Here is a 26,554-nt window from a genome sequence, read left to right on the forward strand (position 1 = left end):
TGAATTTCATTCCTACCTCATCAGAACCAGAATTTAATTTCACATCAGGCATCATTATTATTTGGGGGGTAAGTGCCTCGTTACCTTACTTTCCTCTGCTGGACATTCTTTTCAGCGCTCTCTCTTTAGGCGTGTTTTCTCAAAAGCTTCTCTTCTGAGTTACTTCTCTGAGCTTCAATCTTTGCTTCTTGCTTTGCTGGAGATGAATATTCGGTCAGCTTGGTCATTAGTTCCAAAGTGGTATGCGTGACGATTTCTGAGTAAACAAAAGGCCTATCTGGTGGTGAGGTCATTTAATTCGCAACGAATTTACGCTAAGGGTAGTGTTTTTGGAAATCTTTGGTGCATGATCTTTACATAAGAGTCTGGAAATTCTCAATCAGTTCCCTTCTCACATAAAAAGGACTGACCTAAGTCAGCCCCAATGGTTCCGATAGCAATCGGCTGTCAACATTTTCATTTTGACAGGTTTAGGAGAAAACTCTTGGGTATGGTGTTTGTCCGTTCATTAATGATGTGTCTATTGGCTTGCAGATATTCATTAATGCACTCAGTCCAAAACCAGGCCCTGTAGGACCATCAATGAATTCCTGAAATTCTTCTATGGAAATCCCTTCTTTTGTTTCCCAAATACAGTAGAGAGGACCATTTGCAGTAACAGCATTAGCTGAATGGTTGAAAAACCCTTTTTCTTTGTTGGCTCCTACAGCCTCATCCCATCCTCCACCAGGAGCCATTGCTGCATAAGCAGTTTTCCACCACTTAGAGGAAGTACCAGCTCTGAATTCGTGATGAACGATATAAAGGTTAGAGGCCATTGAGAATTTATTTTGCAGCATATTATTAACTTAAAAAGCGTTTCTTCAGTTGATTCATCCTGCTTTCATGACTTTGATGTTGTTAAAGGTAAAAATTAATACATGCATTAACTATCGCCTAGAGATAGCTATAAACAAGGAGTAAATGATTGATACGCATGTCTAAGAGAACATGGATGAGCGGTTTTAAATTAAATATTCATGCACCAGGGACTGGATTTGCACTGATGCTTTTAGCTCTAACTCAAGTTCCAGTAGCAATTAAAAGCACAGCAGAAGTTTATTGTATGGAAAAGCTAGGGCAGAAATATAATTCAGCAGTCGTAGCGATTATCGAATGTAATGGTGGAAAATGAATCTATCTCAATAATTAATCGCGTTATTAGCTATTTTTATTTTACTAATATCTACTTAGAAGGGGCATTTTCTATTTAGCATCAACTATCAAAATAGACAACTAAGGAATCCGTCCATTAGCTAACTGTCCAGAAATGGCGTTGTCTGATAAGAACATACAGATTATGAAAAATGCTGTCAAGCAATGAAAATTAGTGATCTGAGGGGAAGTGACAAGTTGCGACCTTGTACAACCTCATGCAACCATATATGTACCCTGATAAGTTTTTGTTTTCATAAAAAAACTCTCTAAGGTAATTTTATTAGTAATTAATTTTTGAATGTCTAATCCATTATTTGCCGTGCCACTCAATATGGGGACAGGTACTTGGGTAGTGACGATTATTGCTGGTTTAAGTTTTGTAGTGATGTTTGGTATAGCTTCAGCTTTTGGTGACTTCCAAGGCCTAATTAATACAACATTAGAAAATGATTCAAATGCTAGAGAAAGCAGAAAGAACATAAAATAAAAAAGGACTGACTTTTGCCAGTCCCATTTATTCAATTACCCATCAGAGGGGATTGATTTGCTTTTATGGTTTAGAAGCTAAACACTGTTTCAACAACAACACCAGAGTCGTCATCACCAGCACCTGTATCTTCTACTGTGAAGAAACCAGGAGTGATGGTAACGCTGTCGTTCACTGCATAGGTGTAAGAAACTTCAAATCCTGTTCTATCAAAAGTATCGCTTCCATCAACATCAGTTGAATTGTAAGCAGCACTTAATGTTCCAGGACCTACTTCATAGTCGACACCAACGAAAAAGTCAGTTTCGTCTTTAGCTGTTCCTTCTGGATCCTTTGTGTCGTAAGCAACGCTGATAGTTGCTGGGATGGACTCAGGGCTGTAATAGATACCGCCACCAAATGTGTCGTAACCAGTTGTTCCAGCTTCACCGTCGTTGGAAGCGATTACAAGACCACCACCAAATCCGTCACCGTTGTAGCCAAGGGTTACAGTTGTTACGTCATCACCATTGTCACCACCGATTCCTACTGTTGAATCAGCACCACCAACAGAAACGAAGCTAGCAGAAGCAACTACGCCGCTGTCATTAGAGTAAGCAACACCAATTCCAGGACCAGTTTCGCTACCAGCCAAAGAGTAAGGCATGCTGCCTAGTCTGAAAGCATCTGAGTAAGCAGAAGTTGTTGCTGCAACAACATCATCTTGGTCAACCAAAGGACCAGCTGTTACTTCTAGATCGCCAACTGGGAATGAGTAAAAGAGATCTTTGACAGCAAGATCTGCACCACCACCGTAAGCGCTATCCATAGATGCTAATGGACCAGATGCGTTACCAGCTTTAATACCAGTAACAAGTAGGTCTTCACCGCTGAAGCTAGATTTCATGCTAAGTACATACTTGTACTGCATATAAAGCTCTTCTGACTTGTCATCTGTTCCGCCATCTGCAACTGAACCAACAGTAAAAAAAGCACTTCCACCAAGAGTGGTCGTTGATGAAAATGCAGTATCTGCATTAACGGCAACTGGAGCCATAAGGCCTAGAGCTGCAGGAGCTACCAGCAAACGCTGAAAAAGCTTCATTGTGTCCTCACACAAATTAAGATTGAATTTATTGTCGTAAAAAAGCAGACAACCTGATGTATTTATTGATACATCAGGCACTTCAGGTGTTAAAGACGCCCCCGACAAATTAGACACATCTACCTAAAAATATAAATATAGAAATGATTGGGTTTAACTGATCATCTGCGAACAGTAATGGGACTGAAAAGCTCTCTTACAGAAAAGAGGGATCTAAATGTGATGGTCGATAAGAAGACACAAATGGACGATGCTTGCTTTTAAGTGCCACAATCACATCTTCTCCCAAATGCCAAATCCATTGTTGTTGGGCTGACTCATAAACATCAGCAATCTTTTTCCAACTCCAGCAATAACTTCTATATCTGTTAATTCTGGTTTTCTTAGTATCCAATGCCCACATAAATAGAATTAGTGGAAACATAAGCTCGGCACAAAGCCATGCAAAAGCGCATGTAAAGATGTCTTTAGTTTTTAGAATTGCTTTAATGCCGAGTGAGAACCAACAAGTTCTGCCCCTTCAATAAAAAAACTTTATTTCATGGATTTACAAAAAGCACTAAATCTCAACAGTTATGAATGGTGGAGAAACCATAGAAGAGTCGTTACTTTTGGTGGATTCTTAATTCTATTTGGATGCTGGGTCAATCCTGTCATTCAAGAATCAAGGAATAAAAATTTGTGTGTTCGTACATATTCAGAGCTTTATACCGTCCCTGAAGTTCTTGAAAAATTTAATGCGAAACAATTAGAAGAGTTTGGACTTGATACAAATGACTTTGCTAAAGCTTTGGCATATCAAACCTGTACGAGTCAAAAAGCTATTGGTAAATAAATGAAAATAAAAATAATCCTAAAAACTGTTGGATCTCTTCACTTGTTATTGGGTGTACTGCTAATAAACATGTTGATTTTTTCTGTTGATACCATTGCTCCATCAGTCTCATCAGAAACATTGTTATTTATTAGAGGCTCTGTTGATGTTGTTGCAGCAACAAATATAGGTATTGCTTTCTTATTGATAATTTCTAGTTCCATCAGAGATCATGAATCTGCCAAGAAAGTTTTACTGGGTGAATTGATATTGATGCTTTGCCTCTTAATAGTTGCAGTATTCAATACTCTTAATGCAGGAGTCATTGTTGATGCTGGTCCACCTCCACCGTTTTGGATTGTTCTAATTGCAAATCCAGTTTTGTGTACTTATGGATTACTAAAAGGTAAATAAATGAAAAGCTTACTACTTCCTCTACTCACTGCTATTGCTTTACCTACTCCTGCACAGGCTAAAATAAATGATGAAATACATAAACGCTGTCTCGATGCTAGAGATTATTCAGGCTGCGTAAGAGCAAACCAGAGTTCAAGTCTTAAGCTCAAAAAAGAAATTACTGGTATAGGCGTTAATCTATTCCTAAATACTGAAACTTATGAAATAACAATACTATCAATTATTAATGGAACTCCTGCCTCTGATGCAAATATTGAATCAGGTGACGTAATTCTTGAGGTAGATGGGAAATCAACTAAAGGAGTGGGTATAGAAGAAGTAATTGAATTAATCAAAGGACCAAAAGATAAGCCTGTAAAATTAGTTCTTGGAAGAACAAACGAAAAAGGAAAAAGGAAAAAAATTAAAATTCGCTTGATTAGGGATACTTTTGAAATTCCAAATAACGAATCTCTGAATCAAATGAAGATAAGAGAATGGTTTAATCGAGAGTTGCCATCAAACTTAGACCCGATGTTGCAGCGAAATGGAAAGTCATTGAGATAACAAGCGATTATCAGGGTCCTTGGTTGAAGGGATGATGTGGATCGTCCGATGGCTCGAAAGTTTTCTAGTGTAAACCTCTCAAAATTGTAGACAATTAACTTACGCGAGCTTTGATCTCTTGATTTAGTTCTTCTTCTGACATGAGATTCCTCTCTAAATTTTCTGCTTTCTAGCAGTGGTTATTGTCGCTGACATAGGAATATAAAAACATGAAATATCACTTGTGACTAAACTCACAGATTAAGCAGAAGTAGATCAACACCTTAGTCATTAATTGGAGAGATAGTAAGTACATCGAAGGGATTCAACCCTCACAACTATCTAAGACAATGAACAACACTGAACTCACTCTTGATCAAGAACTAAGTCTTAATGAACTTGAAGATATTTCTGGAGGCTTATGTCCTGCCAGTATGCTCGTAGGTGCAATGTTCGCAACTGTTGTCATTGGCTGGGTTGCTGCTGAGAAAGCCGGCAGTCCTGGAAGTTTTAAGTCTTCATTTGGTGGAAAAGACAAGAATAAAAAAAAGAATAAAAAGCAAGAAGATAACTAAATCAAAATTACATAATTAATAATTCAATTCGTCTAAAAGCACTCATTAACTGGGTGCTTTTTTCTTGCTCACCTCGTGTGACCAATCTCACAGGACTAGTTGAACCAGATCAATACGTGAGTCATTGATTCGAGAGATAGTAAGTACATCGAAGGGATTTAACCCTCACAACTATCTAAGACAATGAACAACACTGAACTCACTCTTGATCAACTATCTGAAATTTCTGCAGGCACCTCTCGTCCATGGTGTGGAACATGTAGTGGTAACTTTCCTCGCATGCCTTGGATATTTGATAATAAGACTGGAAAGATCATCGTTAAGAAGCCCGGAAAGAAATTCACCAGATAAAAAAAAATCGTGGAAGATCTGTACGCAGATATTAATTAGCCCGTTAATTTATTTACCCTGCTTTGGCGGGGTATTTTTTTGTCGGTTCTGTCTAATTCCTACTCAATTTCTTTTTGCCTATTTTTTTCTCATGGTTTTCAACCGTTGGAAGTATATTAGTTATTGGTCCTTCAGTCGGATATTCAATTCTTTGTTGTACTTCTTGCTCGTAAGTGGAAACTATCTCTCTAACCTCTTCACCATGCACAAATTTAATTTCACCTGTATCTACATTTGCGACTTGAAAAAGCGTGGGAGCTAATGGATCTCTTGCACCTCCAACAAATGAGAGAACTTTGCAAATTTCATCCTCACCAACTAGAACAGTGTCTCTGGATTTGACACGAAGGAATAGTGGATCCTCTTCTATTTCATGCATCTTTCTTTTCCTTACTCTCAAAATCACTGGCAATTGATTTCAAAATTCCAGCTATGTAGTCGGGAGGACATTGGAGTTCTTCAAGTAAGTCATTGGCTTCGTCTTCAATAAATTCACAACTGCTGCTAATTACCCCATTTATTTGATCAGCTGTTGGTTTCCATTCTTCAGTCATAGCGATTACTAATGTTTGATTACTTACTACCAGCCAGTCGAAGTGCTGTAGTTGATTTATTCCAAAAAAATAGAAGGCTAACTGCCCCCTAAAAAATCGACTGTCAACCGAGATTTAAATCTACCAATCGGGATACTCTCCTTGGACTGGTTCCTCATAAAATTCACCTTTTTTGATGCCAGCAAAATATTCAATTAAAAATTCTTCCTGGTTTGTTTGGTCTTCCAACTTAAGCGTCAGTTTCTTCTAATTGCTCAGTCTTAGCATCTTGATTTGATTTGTCTTTAGAACAACCCCCTTCACCCCAACCCCAAGCAAGAGATGGACCAGCAATAACTGAAAGAGCAAAAACTAATGGAATAACCTTTTTCATTTTGAACTTAAAAGTAGTTCCAACATCTTAAGAGCATTTTTCTGTAGCCGTTAAATACAGTTAAATCAAATTGAACATTCATTAATGAGTTACTCCGCCATCAATGATGGTGATATTTGTATCAGTTGAATTAGCCCAGCGTAATTTGCTTAGTTCTTGATATTCCGAACTGTTAAAAGCATCGACCGCAGCTTGTTTTGATGGGAACTCAATAATGACACCTAATTTTCCACCTTTTCCTTCAACAGTTTCGGCTTTCATATCTTTCGCAATTACTGAACCACCTACCGATTCCACCCAAGGCTGAAAGGCTTCAACATATTCAGCAAAAGCTGGATTAGTAACCGTAGTAGTAACAAGCCAAAGCCCCTTAGTCATGAAACAAAAAAATAATTCAAAAGAGTTTCACATACTCCATCTTCTTTGTATATGAATATCAGAGAATCCTTTAACTTCCTTTATTCCATAAAACTTTTGGATTCTGCTTTGATCTCATTCCTGACACATATCTGACACAAACAGCTGATCAGCCAAAAAATCATTAAAAAAGACAGGAGGGGAAACCTGTCTATGAGCGATCAGGGCAACAGGATTCGAACCAGTGACCTAGTGATCCTCAAGCACTAGGTCATATAGCTTAAAAGAAAGCTGAAGATTGATTTGGAACTAACAAATAACATTAGAATGTCATATGTGTGTCACAGACCCACCCCCCAAGCGATTTCTTTTTACGACTGCAGGTAGGGGGTTGAAATATTCATCAATCCTTTACCGCTATTGCGAAGCTCTTCCCCTGTATTCGATGGAAAAGGCCAAGACAAAACAGTGTTCTAAACAAGCACTGGAGAACTAAATAATAGGTTGTTTTTCTTTCTCTTTATTCGCTGGAGCTATAGCTTTTAGCTCTTCTTGTAGTTCATGCTCACGCTCTTCAAGTACTTTGACTCGAGCCTGATAGTTCTCCTCAAGTCTCTTACGAGAAGTCTCAATATTATCAAGCTCTTTTTGATGTTGTTTAAGTTTTAGTTCTTCTAACTGACTATCCGAGACAACATAAACAGTTCTCATAGGAGATAAGAAAGAGTCAGAGAATACAGCATCAAAAAATGACGAATACATTAGCAATCTTTCAAAGGACATAACTACTATGGCTCGACGCTAAGGAATTTAAAAGGATATAAACCGAAGTTTTTTATTCGGTCTCTACGAGCAAGATCGGTTGATACTACAAATATTATTGGTATACCGATAATATCTACACTAACCAGAATCATTCAATGATGACCAAGTAACCAATTTGAGAGAAAACTACTAGTCATGACAAGTTGCTCCCTTGTCCGTATAGCCACCTTCTTTACCAGGTTTTTCTACTCCTGAGTCTGTGGTTAGGCGATTAGCCCACTTTGCCTTATTAGCAAAATGTGATGATTTTAAGGCACCTATGTGATCCGATCTAAGTCCTCCAGAAACATCCTTTAGCTCATCAGTTGATAGTTCTTGATTTAGTTCTTCTTCTGACATGTAATTCCTCTCTAAACTTTCTGCTTTCTAGCAGTGGTTATTGTTTCTGTCTGAGGATGGTAAAAGCTTGAAATCTCACTTGTGACTAAACTCACAGATTCAACAGAAGTAAATCAATACCTTAGTAATTGATTGGAGAGATAGTAAGTACATCGAAGGGATTCAACTTTCACAACTATCTAAGACAATGAACAACACTGAACTCACTCTTGATCAACTATCTGAAGTTTCAGGTGGGGGTGTTTTTGCCAAACTTGATGGTTTTAAACAAGTCATTCACCCTCAATTTAAGAAACTAAATATATGGACAAGTGGAGGTACAACAAGTGTTTGGACTACAGGTCCAGTAACTGGTTTTCAAAAAGATGTCGTAAAAAACTTTATACTTGAAGTACCAATGTGCTGATATTTAGACGTCAAGAAGGAGAGGAATAAAGCTATCTGTGGTAGACGATACCAAAAGATAATATTAAAGGGGTCTGAAAAGGCTCCTTTAATATTATCTTTATAGATCTGCTAACAAAAAAGAGATTTAAGGTTGTTGTTCTTGACCAACTAAATTATTTGCTTTGCCTCCTCCTTTACGAAACCGATTTCTTAAAGATTTAAATTTCCCTCTAAAAGTTGCTCCATCAACAGTCCACCAACCCTTATTTGCTTTTGGCTTAAATTGACTACCACCAAAATCAACAACACCGCCAGAAACATCTTTTAGATCATCTGCTGATAGCTCTTGATTCATTTCTTCTTCTGACATGTGATTTTTCTCTATGGTCTTTACTTTCTAGCAGTGGTTATTGTTTCTGTCTGAGGATGGTAAAACCTTGAAATATCACTTGTGACTAACCTCACAGATTCAACAGAAGTAAATCAATACCTTAGTAATTGATTGGAGAGATAGTAAGTACATCGAAGGGAAACGACCCTCACAACTATCTAAGACAATGAACAACACTGAAGTCACTCTTGATCAATTAGCTGAAATCGCTGGTGGACCTCATTACACTACTTGGAACGGATACGTTAATTTCAAAAAAACAAATCCTCAATGGCAAGAGATTTGTGACGCTGGTGGCTCAGTCAAATCATTCACAACTGGTGCGGGAGGTGATAGCTTTAAGCAACAACAATACGCACTTAGAAGTGAAAATCGTTTTTGATTACATTGATAATTAATTGATTAATCAATCAAATCATCTAAAGGCACTCATTCATTGGGTGCTTTTTCCTTGCTCACTTCATGTGACCAAACTCACAGATTAAGCAGAAGTAGATCAACACCTCAATCATTAATTGGAGAGATAGTAAGTACATCGAAGGGATTCAACTTTCACAACTATCTAAGACAATGAACAACACTGAACTCACTCTTGATCAACTATCTGAAGTTGCTGGTGGACGTTGGGCGGATATACGCGATCACAACTACGGCAAGTTCATGCAAACCAGAAGATTTAATAGAAAACCCAATATTTGGACAAGTGGAGGTACTACAAGTGTTTGGACTACAGGTCCAGTAACTAGTTTTCAAAAAGATGTCGTAAAAAACTTTATGCTTGAAGTACCAATGTGCTGATATTTAGACGCTCAAGAAGGAGAGGAATAAAGCTATTTGTTGTAGAAGATACCCAAAAGATATTATTTAAAGGGGTCTGAAAAGGCTCCTTTTTGCTTCCACTAATGCTGTTTATCTGGCGTTGGATACTAAGAAAACCAGAATTAACAGATATAGAAGTTATTGCTGGAGTTGGAAAAAAATCGCTGATATTTATGGCGTAAGTCCTACTACTGTTAGGCGGTAGTCTATGGCCTAGAAAGTTTATGGATAGCCTTATCAGACTTTTTTAAAATTTTTAGAGCCTCTTTTCTTGATGTACAAGCATCCGCCTTGGCTTGAAGTTTTAAAAGTTTGGCGTGTTGTTTCTCTAAGTTCATCCAACATTGGATAAAAACGAAGAAAGCAAACTAACAGCTTTAGGTCCTAACCGAGGGAAGCTGACTCGTAAGGTTCTCTAATTCGTATATTTTGAGCTTTGCAATAGAAAACCCCCACGATGGAGGGTTAACTAAAAATTGTGTGAGGAAATTATCGAAGAGACAAGGTTGAACATTCCAGCCCTTCGATGCAATAAAAATAAAAAGGATTGATTTAAAACTGCTGTTCGGTTCAGGTAGGGCTTTCCAATCTTTTCTTTAGCTCATTGCCTTCTCAACATTTTCCTCTTTAAAGAACATCATTAATTTAAAAACTGTGGTGTAATAAATTTTTCTAATTTTAATTAATGCAAACTTACGTAGTTCATTGGCAGTTTCCTAATCAAGAAGCACATATAAAAGGCTGTGATGCATTTGCTGAATATCTTGAAGGCGGTGCTGAATATGACAAATTTGAAGGTTTCGAGGTCGTCCTTAGAGTTGTAAATCCTGAAGGTGCTAACGGATGGGAAATCGTTAAAGCCTCAGATCACAAAGCCGTTTGGAAATCTTGTCATCCATGGTGTGCTGGATTTGGAGTTGATATTGAAGTGGTTCCAGTACTTACAGATAGTGAGTTTCTAGAGGTTCACAACGAGATCAAGTCGTAAAACTTTCTTGCCGAATAAAAAGGGGGGCAGTTAGCCCCCTAATAAATCGACTGTCAACCGAGCTTTTAGTTTACAAGCAACAGTCATCCAAAAGACTTAAGGGATTACAGCAACCCAAGAGAAAGCAAGTCCTATTCCTATCCAAATTCCTGCAAATAAATTGCGACCATTCAATCCAAACTTATCAATAATTGATTGAGTAGATTGTGTGACCAGTAAAAGTAAGAATAGTTGTGCAAGAAGAAGGCCTAAAAAGTAACCAATCAGCGGTGTAGGTTCTGCTCCAACGATAGTGCTTCCAAGTAAGTAGCCATGTAATGAAAACATCGGCAAAAGCCATTTAGTGCTCACAAGATTCAGAATAATTAAGCCCTCTACAGCCAAAGTTAGAGAGACAAGTGCTTCGGCCCAAGGAGCTAGTAAATCAGGTAAGGGCTGTAGTTGTACTAGTGCACTTCCTCCTAATCCAACAGCTAAAAGTGGGAGAATCCATTTTATGGATCTCTTTAATCCCACCAGAGCAATTCCTAACATAAAAAGCAAATGATCAGGTCCAAGTAATGGATGACCGATACCACTAAAAAGAGCTTGCCATGCTGAAAGATCAGTACTCTCTCCCATTCCAAAAGGATGATGAGCTAAAGCTGTGTTAGATAAAAAGGTAAGTAATAAAAATAATGGAGTTAAAACTGCAAGAGAAAACTTGCGCACCAAAAAGTGAAACCTCATAAGTCGATCCTCGTCGAATAGTAAATAAGGCGGGCATTCTGACTGGTATCGAAGAAGATCGATACATCACAGTTGCGGGACAGCAGTGGATTCGCACCACTTTTCCCCATTACTTCAAATAGCTGATCACTATTCGAACCTCAGAAATAATTTAACCCGCGAGTGCCAAACATAATTAGAACGTAATAGCACCGTTACACCTAAATCCGTTAAATTCCCTTAGATCCCTTTATCTCAGGTAGTTCATGGACGCAGTATGGATGCAAGAAAAAATTGGCACCTCGTATGAGTGTGCAAGACATAGATCAATTGAAATGTTCGAAGTCGGTTTACTTAGCAGAACACCAATAAAATCTGGTAACAAAGGAAGACCTAAGTTTTTATATGGACCTCCCTAATCATTTTCCCTACATCCCCCCCCCTTATAAATTGAGGTTTAATACATTTATTTAGAAGAATCACTCCTTTCGATCAGTCTTGCAGTTAGAGGATCAAATCGATATCTAGTAATAGTTCCATCCTTGATCCTTTCAACAGCTGTTTCAATTGATTGAAGAGGAACCATAAACCATTCTTGTGGAGAATATGGTTTTCCGAATCTATCTGGAATCTGAATATCTAATTTCGCTAATCCAAAAATCTTCTGAATAAGATGTTCCAGTTTTTTAGGTTTTATATTAAAAAGCTTATAACTTGCAACAACTTCTACCTCTGCCATTAGAAAAGTAGGGTCATCTTTAGCATTAGAAATTCTCTTTTTAATAGTGCTTGTTGTTACTCCTATTTTATGGTACAGCTCACGATTCTCGACAATAGCAGGATGATTTGACATGCTCCTCAAGACATAAATTGTCCCACTTTCTTTATCTCCTTTCTCAGGCTGACTAGCAAAAAGTGGGCCTAAGGTCGTATTAGTAATTTGTCTTGCACCATCGTCCATCGATAAAGCACGTTGCAATGAACGCATTAACATTCTGCTCTCAGTGCCATTGTCAAAAATTATGTAAAGACGAGCATCACTTGTTCCATATTCTTGCATAAATGTTTTTCCTACATTCGCAATATATGTTTTCTGACCACCAAGAATAAAAAAATCACCTACATTTATCTCAGGTCTTTTGCTTAAACGAACTGTTTCTCTAATACCTTGATCAAGTTCGGATTTGACTTTTTCGAATATTGGTTTGAACTTTGCAAAATTAGAACATGATTCACGCTTAGCTATCTCCTCCGCGATACGCCTCTCTTCACTTGAACGAACATGTCTTAATTGATTTATGCCGTCCAATACTTTATCAATACCTAATTTGGTAATTAAAGTTTGATCATCAACTTTCTCATTCAAATCAGAATCCTGACTTATAACTGATTTAGTCAATAAGCCTTGATGATCAAGTGGTTCTAAGAGAGATAAGTAATCATTTAATTGCCGTATTCTTTGAAGGCGAACAGAAAACAAACGTTCAAAAATATCTCTTCCTTCTTCATTAATTGGAACTCGATTATATTCATTGTAGAAATTCTGAATCTCTTTAAATCCTGCAATCACATGATCTTCAAGAGAGGTAAGAGAAGGCTGAGGTTTGCTTTCAACTTTTATATCCAGCGCAGCTAAAAGTTCCTCGTCAGTTAATTCAGGCATTAGAACCATCCGCCACTTTCCGTTGCAGGAAAGAAACTCCTTCCGCCATCTGACGTTCCCAAGGGTCCTGAGATGTCATAGAGGGATTTCTACCTCTCTCCTCCTTAAACTTCAATGCCCGTTTAGCTAAATCACGAGCATCGTCTATTGACATAGATATACGCTTGGAGGAGATAATTGAATGAATTTGCATCAAACTCTCTTCACTCATTGCCTTAGATAAAATCGAATAAGCTTCTCCAAAAGGATTAATTCGCTCAATCAAATCAATATTTAAATCTCTAACATCAGTAACGTATTTTCGTACACCCTCAATAAAAGCGGTATGAGAAATTTCTTTTTTGTTGTTTTCTACTGAAGTTGATTTTCCTAATCCTATTCCCTTTGCTTCTTGAGTCAAAACAAACTTAGCGATAGCACGTTGACGTGCAGCTTCTTGATCTTCTTCTGGAAGGTTAGGATACTTTTCTTTGACAATTTTCCCCATCTGGAGACTATTTAATTCCTCCGGTACGAGATTTTGATCAAATAGTCCACGCTCAACTACTGATGGATCTTGAACAAATGTCGCAATAATTTCATCCAGATCATTCTCACAAACATTTTTACCCTCCTCACTTGTAGGTTCAACTAATCCGTTAATCTCTATTTCAACCTGACCAATCTTTTCATTAAAACCAACATTAGTTTTATTAGGATCATATCCATCCTCTCCATAATCAAAACCTTCGGTAGGTGAACTTCTAGAAATTTTAGGTTTAAAGTTAAAGCAAGGGGCAAGCACTTGCTCCATTAATAAGCTTGCCGCAATAGCCTTTAAGGTATCGTTAACAGCTTCTGTCACGGTTTGTTCAGAAGCATCCGGTTCTGCAATTAAATTAGTAAATCGAGCACTCTCTTTACCCGGAGCATCTCTTGTGGCACGACCAATAATTTGAACAACCTCGGTTAGGCTCGCACGATAACCAACAGTAAGTGCATGTTCGCACCAAATCCAATCAAACCCCTCCTTTGCCATTCCTAAGGCAATAATAATATCTACATGATTTTTATTTTGTTTTTGGCTGGGATCTTTTAGGGAAGTTATTACCCGCTCACGTTTAGTAATATCATCGTCTACCAAATCAGCAATTTTGAGAGTAGTTCCATCCTTTCTTTTTATCAAAGTAAAGCCTGTATCTTTATCTAATCCATCAAATTCGCCAAGTTCTTCAAGGATGTGATCCACTTCACGAAGTTTATCTTTTGTACTTTCTCTAGAATTTACAGAAGGAATATGAATAATAGTTTTTTCTGTTGGATTTAAAACCTTCAAGATATCATCTGCGTAAAGACCTGAATAGAAAAAATAACCAATATCAAGTTGTTTAAGGTACTCGTAGCCATTTAGTTGTTCATAGTATGTAAACGTTACAGTCTCAAATTTTTCTTCATCTTGAGGCTTTAGAACTGGAACAGCATCCCCTCTAAAATATGAGCCAGTCATAGCAACAATATGAACTCGATCACGAGTAATGAATTTTGCTAGATGATTACCCAATTTATTATCAGGATTCGCCGAGACATGATGGAACTCATCTATGGCGATTAGTCGATCATCAAATACTTCAATACCAAATTGATCGACTGCGAAACGGAAGGTTGCATGTGTTAATACAACTACAGAATCATCACTATCTAAGAAGGCTTTAACTGCTTTAACTTTTCCACCATCTGAACCTGGAGCATCACATAGGTTTCTTTTAGGGCTGATCTTCCAGTCAGAAAAGAATCCAAACTTACTCAATGGTTCGTCATGAAAACTTGCACCAATGGATCGTTCCGGGACGACAATAATAGCCTGACGAATATTCTGATTATGAATTTTATCTAAAGCAATAAACATAAGTGCCCGACTTTTACCTGAAGCAGGAGGAGACTTAATCAGTAAGTATTGTTCACCTCTTTTGGAATAGGCACGCTCCTGCATTGGACGCATACCTAGTTCATTAGACTTTGTTGATTTTCCAGTACGAGCGTATGCAACAGATACAGATGGTATGGATTTTGTAGTAGTCATAATTAGAATTTATCCTTAATATTATTTTTTGAGTATTTGAGAGAATTTGATTTAACATAAAGTTGGAATAACTTTTCCAACCTTTCTGTATCATTTTTAAAACAACGGCCAATATAAATTCGTTCCAAAACTTCATCATTTTGCTTGTGTGCGTTTAAAAGATCATCTGGCATTTGATTAACATCATAAAGTTGAGAAATAGAAGTAGGAAAATAATTTTCGCGAGCCAGGAGAATATTCTCAGAACATCGACTTAACTCTATTTTATTCTTTTCTGTCAAGAAAGGGAGAGGGAAGGTGTTCCATCCCAATGTATTTGAATACCTAAGTCGAGTTTCTAATTTCCCACATACAACTGAAACCCATGTCATATGTAGACGAGAAGATAAAATTGCAAAAGCCCACAACTGTGGTTCATATATTGCAAAAGCCGAATCTGAGATAATCGCTCCTTTTGACAATAGTCCAACAGGAATATAAGCTCTCATTTCGCTCGACACCCGTGGAATAATAATTGCTGTTTCTCCTGGTCTCCCTTGTATTTGACGGAAGCGATATCCAAACTCTGCTGCTTGTCTAGTTTCCTTTGCTTTACTTAACGAACGAAATTTTGCAACACTATTGAATCTATCATTCAAACATGACAACTGATTTGCCTCAATTCTTTCATTATCGTCTACCCATATACAAACCCTAGAAGTATTATTAATGAACTCTGCAGAGCCAAAATAAGGTTTTAGGAAATACTCGACTAAAGGTTCTTCCCTAACCATCCTACGCGCTTCTTCTTGTGAGACGATCAAGTTCCCTCCATCGGTAGCTTTATTGCCATAGATCATTGATGGTCTATCAGTCGGGTTCTTGGCAATCGGCTCTATATATATATCCTTAGCGGGTACAAGATATGGATTAATATTTTCAACAAGTTTTTCAAGAGTTTTTCCATCTTTACCTATTCCAAAAAGTTGATATTTACGTCTCAATTCTTTTGATAAACCAAGGATAACTACCGTTACACCAGCATTCTTGGCTGCCAAATTACTCCATTTGAATGATGTATATGCAAAGAAAATTTTAATATCATTCTTGAGAATAAGTGGCCAAAACATTGGAACTAATTGACCTTGACAAATAGAGTTTGTAGAGACAAAGGCTACTTTTGAATCATTATTCTGGATATATTCATTAGCTTTAAAGAACCATCCCATTACATAATCAAATGATTTCAAATATTTTGATCGCCCTTCAAAAAGGGCTTTTAGGTCTGCCTTCTGATCATCAGTTTGTGAACTTAAACCAACATACGGAGGGTTCCCACAAATGTATGTCTCTCCACCATCATTTTTAAAAGAAATATCGCCTCTATCATCTGAGATATCAAATAAATTATCTCCAAGTTTTTGTGAATCTCTACCTTTATTAGGACAAAGAGTTGACCAATTAAGACGTAAAGCATTCCCACAAGTAATCCAGTTATTAGCCTCAAGGGGAAGAAACTCAACAAGAGCCTCTTTTTGACCAAGATATAGAACATTACATTGATACTCAGCAATAATCAGTGCAAGTCTTGCAATTTCAGTAGAAAAATTTCTTATTTCTATTCCTCTGAAATTTGTCAATGGGATATCAGACTTTCGTCCGATCTCATTTCTTCGACGATTAACTTCATCTTCAATATTTCTCATTTCTTTATATGCAATCACAAGAAAATTCCCAGAACCACAAGCCGGATCAAATACTCTTATTTTCGATATTCTTTTGCGAAGATTAATAAGCTTTCGATCATTATCTCCAGAAGATTGAAGTTGACTTCTTAGATCATCAAGAAAAAGAGGATTCAATACTTTAAGAATATTCGGTAAACTTGTGTAATGCATTCCAAGGAAACCTCTTTCTTCTTCATCGGCGATCACTTGAATCATGGAACCAAAAATATCAGGATTAATCTTTTTCCAATCAAGATTCCCAATATGAATTAGATAAGAACGAGCGATCTTGCTAAAAAAAGGCACTTCAAAACTACCTGAAAAAAGCCCGCCGTTGACGTATGGAAAAACATCCGCCCATCGAGGAATCAAAGCTTCTTGGCGACTATCTTTAGGTATATTCATTGATCTAAATACTTCTGAGATGATCTCAGAAGTATTAGATGAATCTTTTTCACTCATCTGTTCTATTGTTTTTGTAAAAGATATCTCAGGTCCAAAAATGTCAGTATCTTCAGCAAAGAAACAAAAAATAATTCGTGCCATAAAATGATTCATTTCCTCTCTTCTCTCACTCGCTCCCCAATCAGGGTTCTCTTTAAGCAGCTCAACATAGAGTTTGTTTAGCCTTCCTGTTGCCCTTACGTCAAAAGCGTTCTCATTGATTTGTTTAACACTTGAAATACCTGCAAGAGAAAGAAAAAAGCCGAAATGATCAGGGAAATTGGAATACTCACAAGAAATAAAATCACCAGTATTTAGATCTTCAGCTTGAAGTTCTTTACCATCAGTCGCTAAAACATACTTAACCTTATTCTTCTTAGTCGCTAAGCTCTCTTTAAGAGCAAAGATAGATGTATTAACTTTGCCCACAGCACACACAGAAATATGAATATTGTTTCTTAATAAAATTCCTCCTAAATCAGATTTATTAGAAATACCAGTTCGCAGCTTTTTTATAGTTGTTGATTTAATACCAAAGGCACTCAAAAAATCATAAGAAAAAGTATTTGCATCAAAAGGTTGTGTTGCTAAAGAAGAGACTTCTTCCTCGATTTCAACAGCATTCATAAGAAAATTAATTTCTCCTAATAAATCAATATATTACTTTTATTGAACATTCTATAAAAGATAGTCGCAAATAATTTCAGAGATTAATTAAATCTTACGCTGAAATCATTTCCCAGTTGGATTAAAGCCAGCAAAAACAAAATAGTACATTCGACCTCTTGCGAGCCCAATCAAGATATTGCACAATCAGGAACCAACTCACAAATCGGCACAACATCTAATGATGTACCGATGGGAAGCGAAATACCAGTTCCTTGGTCAATCACAGAAAGCCAGAGATTCATCTAATTGAATTGATTTTTCGCTAGATACAACTCCTCACAATTGAATCCAATGAAAGTTCTATCTCTCATAAGAGCTTTACCTTTTAATGCGCTTGAAATTATTCGACGCACTCCTCCTCTAGTTTTTGCCACAACAGTTTTATCAATTGGTGGGCTTATTGGATTTACAAGTGCATCAAAGATTTTAGTTGACGGTCTAAAACTTGCGGCGAACACAATCACAGTTACTGGAGCTAGTACAGAACGAATAGAAAGTGATTTTGCAAAATGGGACATCAAGGTTGAAACGATAGGAAATTCTCAGATTGATTCATATAAAAAACACAAAGTATCTATCGAAAAAACAATGACTTTCCTAGATCGTTATGACGTCAATAACAATGACTACCAATCAGTTGCTCTATTACCTGCCTCAACCTCAAAAGAAATAAACAAAAACCCTAAAACAGGTGAAATAATTTCTAAGAAATGGGTCACTACTCAATGGATCGAAATTGAAAGCAATGATGTTTTTAATATTGATCAAACATATAGACAAATGAGTGAATTACTTGGTAAAGGAGTTCTTGTAAGGCCAAGTCGACCAGAATTTACATACACAAAACTCCCAGCCAAACGAGTAGATATGCTTGCAAAAGCTACAAAGGATGCACATACAAGAGCTGAAGCTATTGTCTATCAAACGGGTTCAGAACTTGGCAGTGTAAGAAAGGTTAATACTGGCGTATTTCAAATCACAGTACCGAACTCAACAAGAGTGAGTAGTTGGGGGTCTTACGACACAAGCACAATCAAAAAAGACATCACTGCTGTGATGGGAGTCACATTCGAAGTCAATTAATAAGACGTTGTAAAAAATACTAAAAAAGAAAGTTTGAAAGCATATTCATTTAGACATCGCTACTCCAAACAATCCCATGCTCAGGGTTTTCCAGTTGCCAATATTGCCTCAGCGATGGGCCACACAGTTGAAGTACACCTCCAGAATTATGCAAGGTTTACTCCAGATGCAACAACTGATCTCTATGCAAAATCAAACAAAGTAAAAGCGGCTTAGTAACTTTGCTTACAGCAAGAAGATGAAGTGAACTAGATCGGCTAGAAAGGTTAAAAGAATAATTTTAAATGCGCCGTCTACTAATACTTCCATTGCTTCTTGGTGTTTCTTTACCTGTATTGGCTGATCTTGGAGATGCTGAAGTCAGCGTGGAGGAGGTCGTTAATACCGAGCAAAAAAGTAATCAATTGCTGCTTAATCCATCTAATACTGTTTATGAGGGTTTTTGTGGGGAAGTATCAAAAGAAGATAAGACTGAGTGCCTAATTCAATTTAAAAATGGTCTATTAACAGTTAATGAGGGGAAAGGTTTAGAACTAAAAAAAATAAAAGACATTAAATATGAAATTATTGGCAACTGGGGTTTTATGGGTACTCAGTATTGGTGGTATCAATACACTTTTATTTACGAATCGGATAAAGAAAGAACAGAGGCAGACAATAATTCCCTATGGCCACTCAAAATGCCATGGGATTCGACTAAAGAATTAAAAGCTGCAAAAATCACGCTTCAGCATGGAACAAGAGGAGGTTACCGAGCTGCTATGAACTTTCAAGATGATATAGAGACCTGGATTGGAGGATCATTATGGATAAAATGCACAGGCGCAGTTCCGCTTGGTGGTGCGACAAAAAGATGTGATGACAGAACGAACTCGTACGATCCTGCTGCACGAGCAAGAGCTATAAGTGGTGCATTGGCTCCTTTAAATAATGCACTTCAACAAAGAAATAACTACATCTTTACTCCTACATCCCCAAACAACTATGGATCGAATAGCCCTGCCTCACAAGATTATCAAAATCATTTAAAACAAAATCAACAATTCAATCAACAACAATATCAAAGACATACAGACTCAATGCAAGATTTCCGCATACGTCAACTTGAATCTGGTTATTAATCTTCCATGAAACGCTTACTACTTCTACTTTCGACTGAACAGTTTCTAGTTGCTCAAGAAATACATCACCTTTGGATACTGATTCTGCTAAGCGATAACAAAATGCAGATTTAACACTTCCTTTATCACCTGCTAGCAAGACAGCTGCACCCTTAGCACCGAAGGAATCAACAATCCACTCTGTTGGTTTTTTGTTTTTTAGAAGTTCATCAACTGGCGTTGGGACTTTTCCTACTAACACCCACCATCTTCATATTCTATTTATTAATTTAAGAAACATATATTCTTTGTATCAAGCTAGACAATCTAGTGTTGACTAGAAATAATTAATCAGAATTGAATTAGCAATTTATTATTCATGAGATTCTTACTAGCATTAATCCAGCAGGTAAGATGCAATCTGGCTAATAATCATAAGTCTCTCTTCCCAAGAAAAGACTGATATTTATGAGTTCGCCAAAGCTTGTAAAAGATATTTATTTAGGTTCTGGGAGTTCAAGTCCAAGAGTTCTAGGGGCTTTTGGATCAAGCCTTTATTTCTTTGCTAACGACAATGTTCACGGCTACGAACTCTGGAAGACAGATGGCACAGAGTCTGGGACCGTTATGGTCAAAGATATCAATACAGGTGTAGGCGATTCCTTAGATACGAGTTTCTGGTTGAATCGTGATCCAAATCTAGAGTCTGTAGGGTCAACACTCTATTTCGGGGCAAAAAATGATTTTGGGCAAATACATCTCTGGAAGACAGATGGAACAGAAGCGGGAACGGTAAGGGTAAAAAATTTTGGAACAGGTACTAGCCCTCACAATCTCACTGCTGTGGGGAATACCCTTTATTTTAGTTTTGATGATGGAACTCACTCCTTCGAGCTATGGAAAACAGATGGAACAGAATCTGGAACACTTTTAGTAAAAGATATTAATCAACGACCAGGTCATTCAACACCTAGCAATCTAACAGTTATTGGTAATACTCTTTATTTTACTGCTTATGATGGTATTAACGGTACAGAAATATGGAAAACAGATGGTACCGACGCAGGTACTGTCCTAGTTAAAGACATTTATTCTGGATCTGGCAGCTCATTTCCAGACTCTCTAACCGCAGTTGGTAATACGCTTTATCTTACTGCTAATGATGGTATTAACGGGACAGAATTATGGAAGACTGACGGGACAGAATCTGGAACCATTGAAGTGGCTACTTATCCCATTAATGGTTCGGGATACTTTCCTGTCATGTCACAAAGTGAGTTGACTTCATTTGGTAATGCACTTTACTTCTCTGGTCAATCACTTTATGAAGGGACAGAACTTTGGAAAACTGATGGAACAATATACAGCAGGGTCAAAGATATTGATACTAGCTACGGACATTATTATGGCTCGTTTCCACAGTCACTTACAGTTGTTGGCAATACTCTTTATTTTACGGCAGGAACAGGATACTCATACAATACAGTTAATAGAGAGCTTTGGAAAACAGATGGCACAGAAGCTGGTACTGTCTTAGTTAAAGATATCTATCCTGGCTCAGATGGTTCAAATCCTTCTAATCTAACGGGAGTTGGTAATACACTTTATTTCACAGCTAATGATGGTACTAACGGGACAGAATTATGGAAGACTGACGGGACAGAAGCAGGTACTGTCTTAGTTCAAAACCTTACAGCTGGTAATGGTAATTCGGTTCTAAGCGATATGACCGCTATTGGAGATACTCTTTATTTTACGTACAATAACGGTAGTAATGGTATAGAACTTTGGAGCCTTGGACCTAACAACACTCCAGCAGATATAGGCATTACATCCTCAAGCTTTAACGAAAATATTGCAGCAGGTTCAACTGTCTCAAACTTAACGACAACTGATAGTGATATAGGAAATAGTCATACCTACACATTGGTGAATGGTATTGGATCAACTGATAACAGTGCTTTTACGATTTCTGGAAATAGCCTAAAGATTAAGGCTTCTCCTGATTATGAAACCAAATCCTCCTATTCCATTCGAGTGCAAACTGATGATGGTGAGGGAGGAACTTATCAAAAAGCTATCAATCTCGCAGTCAATGATCTCAACGCACCAACCGGAATATCCCTAACAGCATCATCCTTTGATGAAAATATCAATGCCAACTCAACAATTGCAGTTCTCGCAAGTACCGATGCTGATGCAACTGATAGTCATACTTACTCTTTAATTAATGGCACTGGAGATACCGATAACAACGCATTCATAATTGATGGATCATCCTTGAAAATCAAAGCTTCTCCTGACTATGAAACTAAATCTTCTTACAATATTAGACTTAAAACGCTCGATAGTGGTGGTAAGAATTTTGACAATAGCTTTACTCTTTTAGTCAATAATTTAAATGATTCTCCAACAGACATTGTCTTAGATAGCAATCAATTTAATGAGAACATTAATTCTTATACAACTGTTTCTACATTATCAACAATTGATCAAGACGACTCAGATTCACATATCTACTCTTTAGTTAATGGTGTTGGAGATAGTGATAATTCTTTCGTCAAGATTGACGGAAATCAATTAAATATTAAAGCTTCTCCAAATTACGAAACAAAATCCTCATACAACATCCGCTTAAAAACTACAGATGCTGCAGGCGAAAGTATTGAAAAAGCTTTCACTCTCTCGGTGAATGATTTAAATGACATCCCAACCGCAATTGCGTTAAGTAGCGCAAGCTTTAATGAAAATATTGCAGGAGGATCAACCGTTGCAACCGTATCAACAACTGATCCAGATAGCTCAGATACACATACTTACTCTCTAACTACTGGTACAGGTTCAGGTGATAATGCGTCGTTTAGCATTGATGGGAATCAACTCAAAATCATAGCTTCTCCAGACTACGAGGCAAAATCTTCTTACAACATCAGAGTCAAAACTCTAGATAATGGTGGTGAATCCTATGAGAAAACATTCACTTTCTCAGTCAATGATCTGAATGCTCCAACCTCAATATCCCTAACAGCATCATCCTTTGATGAAAATATCAATGCCAACTCAACGATTGCAATTCTCACGAGTACCGATGCTGATGCAACTGATACTCATACTTTCTCTTTCATCAATGGTAATGGTGATACAGATAACAACGCATTCATCATTGATGGATCATCCTTAAAAATCAAAGCTTCTCCTGACTACGAAACTCAATCGACTTACAACATCCGTCTACAAAGTAAAGATAGTGGTGGTGAGACTTATGAAAAAGGTCTTATCCTGTCCGTCAATGATGTGATCATTGATGATCCCAATGACTTTAAGCCCACTATAACGGGAAGTGCAGGTGATGACACCATTCAAACTACGATTGGGAATGATGCTATCGATGGTCTAGGTGGAACAGATACTGTCACTTTCTCAGGAAAGTTTTCAGACTACGCCTTTACCCGTGGAACAAATACTCTGGAAATCGCCGACCAAAGGACAACAGGAACAACTGATGGAACAGATACTCTCAAAAATATTGAATACATTCAATTCTCAGATCAAACCGTAGAAGCATCAAAAGTAGACGTCGTTAAAACCTATAGCGGTAATTATCATGAATACAAGTTCTACAACAGAGGCAATGGAAAATATGAAATCAAGACTGACTCTGGTTATGACGACATCACTGGCTATCCCTTATTGAGATTTTCTGGAGAAGACACAACAAGTGCCTTACGTGATGTCAGTGCTATTGCTGATATTAAAGCGACCTTTGATCAAGTCACTGGATTAACTGATCCCTCTGGTGAAATGTTCCAACTCTATAACGCTGCCTTTAAACGATTCCCTGATGCCGAAGGTTTGAAATATTGGATTAATGTCTATAGTTCTGGGATTAATACAAAGAAAGTTGTTGCTGCATCATTTGTTCGATCAGCTGAATTTAAAAGTCGTTATGGAGAGAACGTGACCACTGAAGAATATGTCACGACGCTATATCGCAATGTGTTTGATCGTTTACCAGATGAAGATGGTTTTAACTATTGGGTGGGAAGTTTAAATAAAGAAGAACAGAGCAGATCAGACGTTCTCATGAATTTTGCTATCTCAGATGAAAATGATGCTCTCTTTACTGAAATGACTGGATTGAGTTGATCAATTTATTTGTCAACGGGTCCTTTGCTTGACTTTCTCAGAGGGGAGATTCGATCCTCAAATTTTTAGTAGGTATAACCTTTTTAAGTAGGGACAGTTAACAAAAGCCTCATATTTTATCACGAATTACCAAGTCATACCAACAAATAAACCAATTTAAGCTCACTTAACAAAAACACTATTTTTGGTTAACTATGGCCCCCATTTGTACTTTTGCAGAGGCGAGCAAACTGCTCAATTACAAGAGCAGAAGCACCTTGTATCGCTTAAAAAAGGATGGCTGGTTGAGTGATTACATCATTAACTATGCAGGTAAAGATCACTTAGATATGAAACCCAAGGGAAAGCCCAAATTGGGTGATTACATTAATTCGATCATCCAGTGGAGACCGTCAACAGGTAATCGCATCCAAAACCAACACCTAAACTAATGGTTCTGGTTAATTCTCTCTAATCGCTTTTATATCAATCTATTTCAAGACTTTGGGACAAATGTGTCCCTATTTTTAAAAGCTCGACGCTAACGAAATCGCCAGCCTTCAGATGCCCCACAATCAACTCTATGGAAAGAACCTTTAATTATTCAAATTTATCCAAATTTTCTTTTTTGAATCACAATTTTTTAATTTAACTATTTTTGATTTTTTGTTTCATCCCAACGACTTTCTTCTTCCGACAAAGGTTTTCCATCTATATCACCTCCTAGAAAAGTACCAAAGCCTCCTTTAGGTATTACAGATTCATCCGTAAAATCTTTATTATCAATTTTCATCCGCCTTTTATTTTTGGCATTCCCACCAACTCTGATTCCACCAGCAACATCTTTTAGATCATCAGTTGAAAGCTCTTGATTGAGTTCTTCTTCTGACATGAGATTTTCTCTCTAAATTTTCTGCTTTCTAGCAGTGGTTATTGTCGCTGTCTGAGGAGCGTCAAAACTTGAAATATCACTTGTGACCAACCTCACAGGACTAGCTGAACCAGATCAATACGTGAGTCATTGATTCTAGAGATAATAACTACATTGAAGGGATTCAACCCTCACAACTAACTAAGACAATGAACAACACTGAACTCACTCTTGATCAATTAGCTGAAGTCGCTGGTGGAGGTGTTTTTGCCAAACTTGATGGTTTTAAACAAATCATTCATCCTCAATTTATAACCGGCTTGCATGACAGTGTCCATTGCTTTAGAGGAAGAAAGACAAGAAATCAAACAAATATAATTGTGCCAACAGATGGAGATGATATTTAAAAAGTAAATAGAACCCACTTGATTAATAAATAGTTCTAAAAGCACTCAGAGATGGGTGCTTTCTTCTTATGACCCAATAGACGCAATAGACGTTTTATTAAGTCAAAAACTAAATCTTTTAATCAATTCTGGTTGCATTTGATTGAATTGATATTCATTATAAATTTTATTTTCATCTATATTTTTATATTCAAATCCTAAATATTTTTTTGTTGCAAGATCAATCATGCAATATCTTATTTCTTTTGTCACTGATTTCTCTTCCCATTTGCGTCCTTCTGCCAGTCCTAAATCATATAGTCTAATTACTTCTTCATTATCAATATCTTCCTTATAGATAAAAATCTCCCTTTTGCTTGCCCATTCTTCACAAGCTTTTTCAGCTTCAAAACTTGATTGATAGCTAGTGTTTGAACAGCCGAATAAAGCAATTAAAAGCGGTGCCAGTAGTAAAAAGCGGTTCATTTAGAACTTGGCGTATTTATTGCAAATAGCCTTCGAGGTAATCCAACTACTCGAAGAATACCTTGGAGGCATTATCTTTTCTATATAGCTTTTATATTTAGCTGTATATTCTGGGTTATAACAAGTAACTGTATCCCTAGGTAATACAATTTTATTACCATTTAAATCAACATAAATCGGAGTAAAATAAACAATGCTACCAATATCTTTTTTATATAATTTTTTATAAACACCTTGTGGCTTAATTCTTTTATCATACATCAAACAATTAGAACTAAAATAATCTATTTCCGCTTGACTACTAAATCTTTTAGCTGACTCTAGGCATTTATAGAATTTGGCTGTATCGGGTTTATTAGGTAATTCGTTAAAAGGTATTTCGTAATCACGATTATGAGTTGACTTCCATTTAAAAGGTAAAACCTCTACGGAGGAGTTTTTAACAATATATTTCTCACCAACATTTGTTTTAACTGATAGATCATTAGAACAACCAGTAAGTGCGATCAGCAGCGGTGCAAGTAGTAGGCGTTTCATTCAATCCTTTACTTATTCCCTTTCTAGCTGATCTAGTACAACTAATCTTCTTGCTGTAAACAAAGTTACGCTGATATTTACGTTGTTAGTCCTACTACTGCTAGGCGGTGGAGTCTGACACCACTTACTTAGTCTTTTTATTAAATGGGCTGTTGAGAAGAGGACTAAGGAACTCAAGGAAGAGAACAAGTCACT

The 26,554-nt window shown here is 37.1% G+C and carries 36 protein-coding genes and 1 riboswitch; of the genes, 17 read left to right on the forward strand and 19 right to left on the reverse strand.

From position 1 onward, the window contains the following. Positions 1-125: 125 nt before the first annotated feature. Complete coding sequence (locus O5640_RS03580) at positions 126-293, reverse strand: hypothetical protein (protein ID WP_269613265.1); 168 nt, start codon at positions 291-293, stop codon at positions 126-128. A 177-nt stretch (positions 294-470) separates the two neighbouring features. Beyond that, the gene (locus O5640_RS03585; protein ID WP_269613266.1) at positions 471-818 is read right to left on the reverse strand and encodes a hypothetical protein; all 348 of its coding nucleotides are present in this window, start codon (positions 816-818) and stop codon (positions 471-473) included. A gap of 176 nt (positions 819-994) precedes the next feature. Between O5640_RS03585 and O5640_RS03590 the strand changes: the two genes are divergently transcribed. Continuing rightward, a complete protein-coding gene (locus O5640_RS03590; protein WP_269613267.1) occupies positions 995-1,174 on the forward strand; it encodes a hypothetical protein in 180 nt (59 codons plus the stop codon). A 321-nt stretch (positions 1,175-1,495) separates the two neighbouring features. Continuing rightward, a complete protein-coding gene (locus tag O5640_RS03595) occupies positions 1,496-1,684 on the forward strand; it encodes a hypothetical protein (RefSeq protein WP_269613268.1) in 189 nt (62 codons plus the stop codon). 70 nt (positions 1,685-1,754) lie between these two features. Here the strand turns inward: O5640_RS03595 and O5640_RS03600 are convergent, their stop codons facing one another. Next, positions 1,755-2,885 (reverse strand): porin, encoded by a 1,131-nt coding sequence (locus O5640_RS03600; protein WP_269613269.1) that lies wholly within the window; start codon positions 2,883-2,885, stop codon positions 1,755-1,757. Between the two features lie 79 nt (positions 2,886-2,964). Beyond that, the gene (locus tag O5640_RS03605; protein WP_269613270.1) at positions 2,965-3,192 is read right to left on the reverse strand and encodes a hypothetical protein; all 228 of its coding nucleotides are present in this window, start codon (positions 3,190-3,192) and stop codon (positions 2,965-2,967) included. 117 nt (positions 3,193-3,309) lie between these two features. Between O5640_RS03605 and O5640_RS03610 the strand changes: the two genes are divergently transcribed. The 5 genes from O5640_RS03610 to O5640_RS03630 all read left to right on the forward strand — a co-directional run bounded on the left by O5640_RS03610 (position 3,310) and on the right by O5640_RS03630 (position 5,450). Next, positions 3,310-3,603: a Notch domain-containing protein gene (locus O5640_RS03610; RefSeq protein WP_269613271.1), complete on the forward strand. Its 294-nt coding sequence runs from the start codon at positions 3,310-3,312 to the stop codon at positions 3,601-3,603. After that, a complete protein-coding gene (locus tag O5640_RS03615; protein ID WP_269613273.1) occupies positions 3,604-3,996 on the forward strand; it encodes a hypothetical protein in 393 nt (130 codons plus the stop codon). Then, complete coding sequence (locus O5640_RS03620) at positions 3,997-4,545, forward strand: PDZ domain-containing protein (RefSeq protein ID WP_269613274.1); 549 nt, start codon at positions 3,997-3,999, stop codon at positions 4,543-4,545. A gap of 329 nt (positions 4,546-4,874) precedes the next feature. Then, positions 4,875-5,099, forward strand: coding sequence for a class IIb bacteriocin, lactobin A/cerein 7B family (locus tag O5640_RS03625; protein ID WP_269613248.1), 225 nt, complete (start codon positions 4,875-4,877; stop codon positions 5,097-5,099). Positions 5,100-5,282: 183 nt separating this feature from the next. Further along, the gene (locus O5640_RS03630) at positions 5,283-5,450 is read left to right on the forward strand and encodes a hypothetical protein (RefSeq protein ID WP_269613275.1); all 168 of its coding nucleotides are present in this window, start codon (positions 5,283-5,285) and stop codon (positions 5,448-5,450) included. A 91-nt stretch (positions 5,451-5,541) separates the two neighbouring features. Here the strand turns inward: O5640_RS03630 and O5640_RS03635 are convergent, their stop codons facing one another. From O5640_RS03635 to O5640_RS03660, 6 genes are all read right to left on the reverse strand, one after another. Beyond that, positions 5,542-5,868 carry a DUF3104 domain-containing protein gene (locus O5640_RS03635; protein WP_269613276.1) on the reverse strand — a complete coding sequence of 109 codons (327 nt, stop codon included), beginning with the start codon at positions 5,866-5,868 and terminating at the stop codon, positions 5,542-5,544. After that, the gene (locus O5640_RS03640) at positions 5,861-6,043 is read right to left on the reverse strand and encodes a hypothetical protein (protein WP_269613278.1); all 183 of its coding nucleotides are present in this window, start codon (positions 6,041-6,043) and stop codon (positions 5,861-5,863) included. The genes O5640_RS03635 and O5640_RS03640 overlap by 8 nt, the downstream gene beginning before the upstream one ends. Before the next feature lie 229 nt (positions 6,044-6,272). Further along, positions 6,273-6,416: a hypothetical protein gene (locus O5640_RS03645; protein WP_269613279.1), complete on the reverse strand. Its 144-nt coding sequence runs from the start codon at positions 6,414-6,416 to the stop codon at positions 6,273-6,275. A gap of 81 nt (positions 6,417-6,497) precedes the next feature. Next, positions 6,498-6,794: a DUF1330 domain-containing protein gene (locus O5640_RS03650; protein WP_269613280.1), complete on the reverse strand. Its 297-nt coding sequence runs from the start codon at positions 6,792-6,794 to the stop codon at positions 6,498-6,500. Between the two features lie 471 nt (positions 6,795-7,265). Continuing rightward, a complete protein-coding gene (locus O5640_RS03655) occupies positions 7,266-7,556 on the reverse strand; it encodes a hypothetical protein (RefSeq protein WP_269613281.1) in 291 nt (96 codons plus the stop codon). A 171-nt stretch (positions 7,557-7,727) separates the two neighbouring features. After that, a complete protein-coding gene (locus tag O5640_RS03660) occupies positions 7,728-7,937 on the reverse strand; it encodes a hypothetical protein (RefSeq protein WP_269613283.1) in 210 nt (69 codons plus the stop codon). A 187-nt stretch (positions 7,938-8,124) separates the two neighbouring features. Here O5640_RS03660 and O5640_RS03665 point away from each other — a divergent pair, with 187 nt between their 5' ends. Continuing rightward, positions 8,125-8,343, forward strand: coding sequence for a CCRG-2 family RiPP (locus O5640_RS03665; RefSeq protein WP_269613284.1), 219 nt, complete (start codon positions 8,125-8,127; stop codon positions 8,341-8,343). A 126-nt stretch (positions 8,344-8,469) separates the two neighbouring features. On the opposite strand, the gene O5640_RS03670 is transcribed toward O5640_RS03665, so the two are convergent. Next, entirely contained in the window at positions 8,470-8,694 is a 225-nt protein-coding gene (locus O5640_RS03670) for a hypothetical protein (protein WP_269613285.1), read from the reverse strand. 187 nt (positions 8,695-8,881) lie between these two features. On the opposite strand from O5640_RS03670, the gene O5640_RS03675 reads away from it, so the two are divergent. The 3 genes from O5640_RS03675 to O5640_RS03685 all read left to right on the forward strand — a co-directional run bounded on the left by O5640_RS03675 (position 8,882) and on the right by O5640_RS03685 (position 10,522). Continuing rightward, entirely contained in the window at positions 8,882-9,097 is a 216-nt protein-coding gene (locus O5640_RS03675) for a hypothetical protein (protein WP_269613286.1), read from the forward strand. Between the two features lie 188 nt (positions 9,098-9,285). Then, positions 9,286-9,513, forward strand: coding sequence for a CCRG-2 family RiPP (locus tag O5640_RS03680; protein ID WP_269613287.1), 228 nt, complete (start codon positions 9,286-9,288; stop codon positions 9,511-9,513). A gap of 706 nt (positions 9,514-10,219) precedes the next feature. Continuing rightward, complete coding sequence (locus tag O5640_RS03685) at positions 10,220-10,522, forward strand: DUF3303 domain-containing protein (protein WP_269613288.1); 303 nt, start codon at positions 10,220-10,222, stop codon at positions 10,520-10,522. A 96-nt stretch (positions 10,523-10,618) separates the two neighbouring features. On the opposite strand, the gene O5640_RS03690 is transcribed toward O5640_RS03685, so the two are convergent. Further along, positions 10,619-11,251 carry a HupE/UreJ family protein gene (locus tag O5640_RS03690; protein ID WP_269613289.1) on the reverse strand — a complete coding sequence of 211 codons (633 nt, stop codon included), beginning with the start codon at positions 11,249-11,251 and terminating at the stop codon, positions 10,619-10,621. 10 nt (positions 11,252-11,261) lie between these two features. Continuing rightward, positions 11,262-11,409, reverse strand: a riboswitch (cobalamin riboswitch). Between the two features lie 87 nt (positions 11,410-11,496). Here O5640_RS03690 and O5640_RS03695 point away from each other — a divergent pair. Then, positions 11,497-11,649, forward strand: a complete 153-nt coding sequence (locus O5640_RS03695; RefSeq protein WP_269613291.1) for a hypothetical protein — start codon at positions 11,497-11,499, stop codon at positions 11,647-11,649. A 47-nt stretch (positions 11,650-11,696) separates the two neighbouring features. Here O5640_RS03695 and O5640_RS03700 read toward each other — a convergent pair whose 3' ends face one another. The 3 genes from O5640_RS03700 to O5640_RS03710 are packed head-to-tail and all read right to left on the reverse strand — an operon-like array spanning position 11,697 to position 17,729. Continuing rightward, the gene (locus tag O5640_RS03700) at positions 11,697-12,893 is read right to left on the reverse strand and encodes a GIY-YIG nuclease family protein (RefSeq protein WP_269613292.1); all 1,197 of its coding nucleotides are present in this window, start codon (positions 12,891-12,893) and stop codon (positions 11,697-11,699) included. Further along, positions 12,886-14,952 (reverse strand): DEAD/DEAH box helicase, encoded by a 2,067-nt coding sequence (locus O5640_RS03705; RefSeq protein ID WP_269613293.1) that lies wholly within the window; start codon positions 14,950-14,952, stop codon positions 12,886-12,888. The genes O5640_RS03700 and O5640_RS03705 overlap by 8 nt, the downstream gene beginning before the upstream one ends. 2 nt (positions 14,953-14,954) lie before the next feature. Next, a complete protein-coding gene (locus O5640_RS03710) occupies positions 14,955-17,729 on the reverse strand; it encodes a class I SAM-dependent DNA methyltransferase (RefSeq protein ID WP_269613294.1) in 2,775 nt (924 codons plus the stop codon). A 333-nt stretch (positions 17,730-18,062) separates the two neighbouring features. On the opposite strand from O5640_RS03710, the gene O5640_RS03715 reads away from it, so the two are divergent. From O5640_RS03715 to O5640_RS03725, 3 genes are all read left to right on the forward strand, one after another. Beyond that, complete coding sequence (locus O5640_RS03715) at positions 18,063-18,854, forward strand: SIMPL domain-containing protein (protein ID WP_269613295.1); 792 nt, start codon at positions 18,063-18,065, stop codon at positions 18,852-18,854. Positions 18,855-18,887: 33 nt separating this feature from the next. Beyond that, positions 18,888-19,070 (forward strand): hypothetical protein, encoded by a 183-nt coding sequence (locus O5640_RS03720; protein WP_269613296.1) that lies wholly within the window; start codon positions 18,888-18,890, stop codon positions 19,068-19,070. Positions 19,071-19,138: 68 nt separating this feature from the next. After that, positions 19,139-19,975 carry a hypothetical protein gene (locus tag O5640_RS03725; RefSeq protein ID WP_269613297.1) on the forward strand — a complete coding sequence of 279 codons (837 nt, stop codon included), beginning with the start codon at positions 19,139-19,141 and terminating at the stop codon, positions 19,973-19,975. On the opposite strand, the gene O5640_RS03730 is transcribed toward O5640_RS03725, so the two are convergent. Continuing rightward, positions 19,899-20,216, reverse strand: coding sequence for an AAA family ATPase (locus O5640_RS03730; RefSeq protein WP_269613298.1), 318 nt, complete (start codon positions 20,214-20,216; stop codon positions 19,899-19,901). The genes O5640_RS03725 and O5640_RS03730 overlap by 77 nt on opposite strands. A 206-nt stretch (positions 20,217-20,422) precedes the next feature. Between O5640_RS03730 and O5640_RS03735 the strand changes: the two genes are divergently transcribed. Next, positions 20,423-24,100 carry an ELWxxDGT repeat protein gene (locus tag O5640_RS03735; protein WP_269613299.1) on the forward strand — a complete coding sequence of 1,226 codons (3,678 nt, stop codon included), beginning with the start codon at positions 20,423-20,425 and terminating at the stop codon, positions 24,098-24,100. A 631-nt stretch (positions 24,101-24,731) separates the two neighbouring features. On the opposite strand, the gene O5640_RS03740 is transcribed toward O5640_RS03735, so the two are convergent. Continuing rightward, entirely contained in the window at positions 24,732-24,971 is a 240-nt protein-coding gene (locus tag O5640_RS03740; RefSeq protein WP_269613300.1) for a hypothetical protein, read from the reverse strand. Positions 24,972-25,159: 188 nt separating this feature from the next. Here O5640_RS03740 and O5640_RS03745 point away from each other — a divergent pair, with 188 nt between their 5' ends. Then, positions 25,160-25,357 carry a CCRG-2 family RiPP gene (locus O5640_RS03745; protein WP_269613301.1) on the forward strand — a complete coding sequence of 66 codons (198 nt, stop codon included), beginning with the start codon at positions 25,160-25,162 and terminating at the stop codon, positions 25,355-25,357. Positions 25,358-25,459: 102 nt separating this feature from the next. Here the strand turns inward: O5640_RS03745 and O5640_RS03750 are convergent, their stop codons facing one another. Together O5640_RS03750 and O5640_RS03755 are read right to left on the reverse strand one after the other, a co-directional pair. After that, complete coding sequence (locus tag O5640_RS03750; protein ID WP_269613302.1) at positions 25,460-25,822, reverse strand: hypothetical protein; 363 nt, start codon at positions 25,820-25,822, stop codon at positions 25,460-25,462. After that, entirely contained in the window at positions 25,823-26,359 is a 537-nt protein-coding gene (locus O5640_RS03755; RefSeq protein ID WP_269613303.1) for a hypothetical protein, read from the reverse strand. It abuts the gene before it with no gap. Positions 26,360-26,554: the final 195 nt, after the last annotated feature.

This window comes from Prochlorococcus marinus str. MIT 0912, from assembly GCF_027359595.1.
In the GTDB taxonomy this organism is placed as follows: Bacteria; Cyanobacteriota; Cyanobacteriia; order PCC-6307; family Cyanobiaceae; genus Prochlorococcus_B; species Prochlorococcus_B marinus_C.

Bases quoted from the DNA above. Each gene is read 5' to 3' on its own strand.
- O5640_RS03580 (WP_269613265.1), bottom strand. From the start codon at position 293: ATGACCTCACCACCAGATAGGCCTTTTGTTTACTCAGAAATCGTCACG.
- O5640_RS03585 (WP_269613266.1), bottom strand. From the start codon at position 818: ATGGCCTCTAACCTTTATATCGTTCATCACGAATTCAGAGCTGGTACT.
- O5640_RS03590 (WP_269613267.1), top strand. From the start codon at position 995: ATGAGCGGTTTTAAATTAAATATTCATGCACCAGGGACTGGATTTGCA.
- O5640_RS03595 (WP_269613268.1), top strand. From the start codon at position 1,496: ATGTCTAATCCATTATTTGCCGTGCCACTCAATATGGGGACAGGTACT.
- O5640_RS03605 (WP_269613270.1), bottom strand. From the start codon at position 3,192: ATGTTTCCACTAATTCTATTTATGTGGGCATTGGATACTAAGAAAACC.
- O5640_RS03610 (WP_269613271.1), top strand. From the start codon at position 3,310: ATGGATTTACAAAAAGCACTAAATCTCAACAGTTATGAATGGTGGAGA.
- O5640_RS03615 (WP_269613273.1), top strand. From the start codon at position 3,604: ATGAAAATAAAAATAATCCTAAAAACTGTTGGATCTCTTCACTTGTTA.
- O5640_RS03620 (WP_269613274.1), top strand. From the start codon at position 3,997: ATGAAAAGCTTACTACTTCCTCTACTCACTGCTATTGCTTTACCTACT.
- O5640_RS03625 (WP_269613248.1), top strand. From the start codon at position 4,875: ATGAACAACACTGAACTCACTCTTGATCAAGAACTAAGTCTTAATGAA.
- O5640_RS03630 (WP_269613275.1), top strand. From the start codon at position 5,283: ATGAACAACACTGAACTCACTCTTGATCAACTATCTGAAATTTCTGCA.
- O5640_RS03635 (WP_269613276.1), bottom strand. From the start codon at position 5,868: ATGCATGAAATAGAAGAGGATCCACTATTCCTTCGTGTCAAATCCAGA.
- O5640_RS03640 (WP_269613278.1), bottom strand. From the start codon at position 6,043: ATGACTGAAGAATGGAAACCAACAGCTGATCAAATAAATGGGGTAATT.
- O5640_RS03645 (WP_269613279.1), bottom strand. From the start codon at position 6,416: ATGAAAAAGGTTATTCCATTAGTTTTTGCTCTTTCAGTTATTGCTGGT.
- O5640_RS03650 (WP_269613280.1), bottom strand. From the start codon at position 6,794: ATGACTAAGGGGCTTTGGCTTGTTACTACTACGGTTACTAATCCAGCT.
- O5640_RS03655 (WP_269613281.1), bottom strand. From the start codon at position 7,556: ATGTCCTTTGAAAGATTGCTAATGTATTCGTCATTTTTTGATGCTGTA.
- O5640_RS03660 (WP_269613283.1), bottom strand. From the start codon at position 7,937: ATGTCAGAAGAAGAACTAAATCAAGAACTATCAACTGATGAGCTAAAG.
- O5640_RS03665 (WP_269613284.1), top strand. From the start codon at position 8,125: ATGAACAACACTGAACTCACTCTTGATCAACTATCTGAAGTTTCAGGT.
- O5640_RS03670 (WP_269613285.1), bottom strand. From the start codon at position 8,694: ATGTCAGAAGAAGAAATGAATCAAGAGCTATCAGCAGATGATCTAAAA.
- O5640_RS03675 (WP_269613286.1), top strand. From the start codon at position 8,882: ATGAACAACACTGAAGTCACTCTTGATCAATTAGCTGAAATCGCTGGT.
- O5640_RS03680 (WP_269613287.1), top strand. From the start codon at position 9,286: ATGAACAACACTGAACTCACTCTTGATCAACTATCTGAAGTTGCTGGT.
- O5640_RS03685 (WP_269613288.1), top strand. From the start codon at position 10,220: ATGCAAACTTACGTAGTTCATTGGCAGTTTCCTAATCAAGAAGCACAT.
- O5640_RS03690 (WP_269613289.1), bottom strand. From the start codon at position 11,251: ATGAGGTTTCACTTTTTGGTGCGCAAGTTTTCTCTTGCAGTTTTAACT.
- O5640_RS03695 (WP_269613291.1), top strand. From the start codon at position 11,497: ATGGACGCAGTATGGATGCAAGAAAAAATTGGCACCTCGTATGAGTGT.
- O5640_RS03700 (WP_269613292.1), bottom strand. From the start codon at position 12,893: ATGCCTGAATTAACTGACGAGGAACTTTTAGCTGCGCTGGATATAAAA.
- O5640_RS03705 (WP_269613293.1), bottom strand. From the start codon at position 14,952: ATGACTACTACAAAATCCATACCATCTGTATCTGTTGCATACGCTCGT.
- O5640_RS03710 (WP_269613294.1), bottom strand. From the start codon at position 17,729: ATGAATGCTGTTGAAATCGAGGAAGAAGTCTCTTCTTTAGCAACACAA.
- O5640_RS03715 (WP_269613295.1), top strand. From the start codon at position 18,063: ATGAAAGTTCTATCTCTCATAAGAGCTTTACCTTTTAATGCGCTTGAA.
- O5640_RS03725 (WP_269613297.1), top strand. From the start codon at position 19,139: ATGCGCCGTCTACTAATACTTCCATTGCTTCTTGGTGTTTCTTTACCT.
- O5640_RS03735 (WP_269613299.1), top strand. From the start codon at position 20,423: ATGAGTTCGCCAAAGCTTGTAAAAGATATTTATTTAGGTTCTGGGAGT.
- O5640_RS03740 (WP_269613300.1), bottom strand. From the start codon at position 24,971: ATGTCAGAAGAAGAACTCAATCAAGAGCTTTCAACTGATGATCTAAAA.
- O5640_RS03745 (WP_269613301.1), top strand. From the start codon at position 25,160: ATGAACAACACTGAACTCACTCTTGATCAATTAGCTGAAGTCGCTGGT.
- O5640_RS03750 (WP_269613302.1), bottom strand. From the start codon at position 25,822: ATGAACCGCTTTTTACTACTGGCACCGCTTTTAATTGCTTTATTCGGC.
- O5640_RS03755 (WP_269613303.1), bottom strand. From the start codon at position 26,359: ATGAAACGCCTACTACTTGCACCGCTGCTGATCGCACTTACTGGTTGT.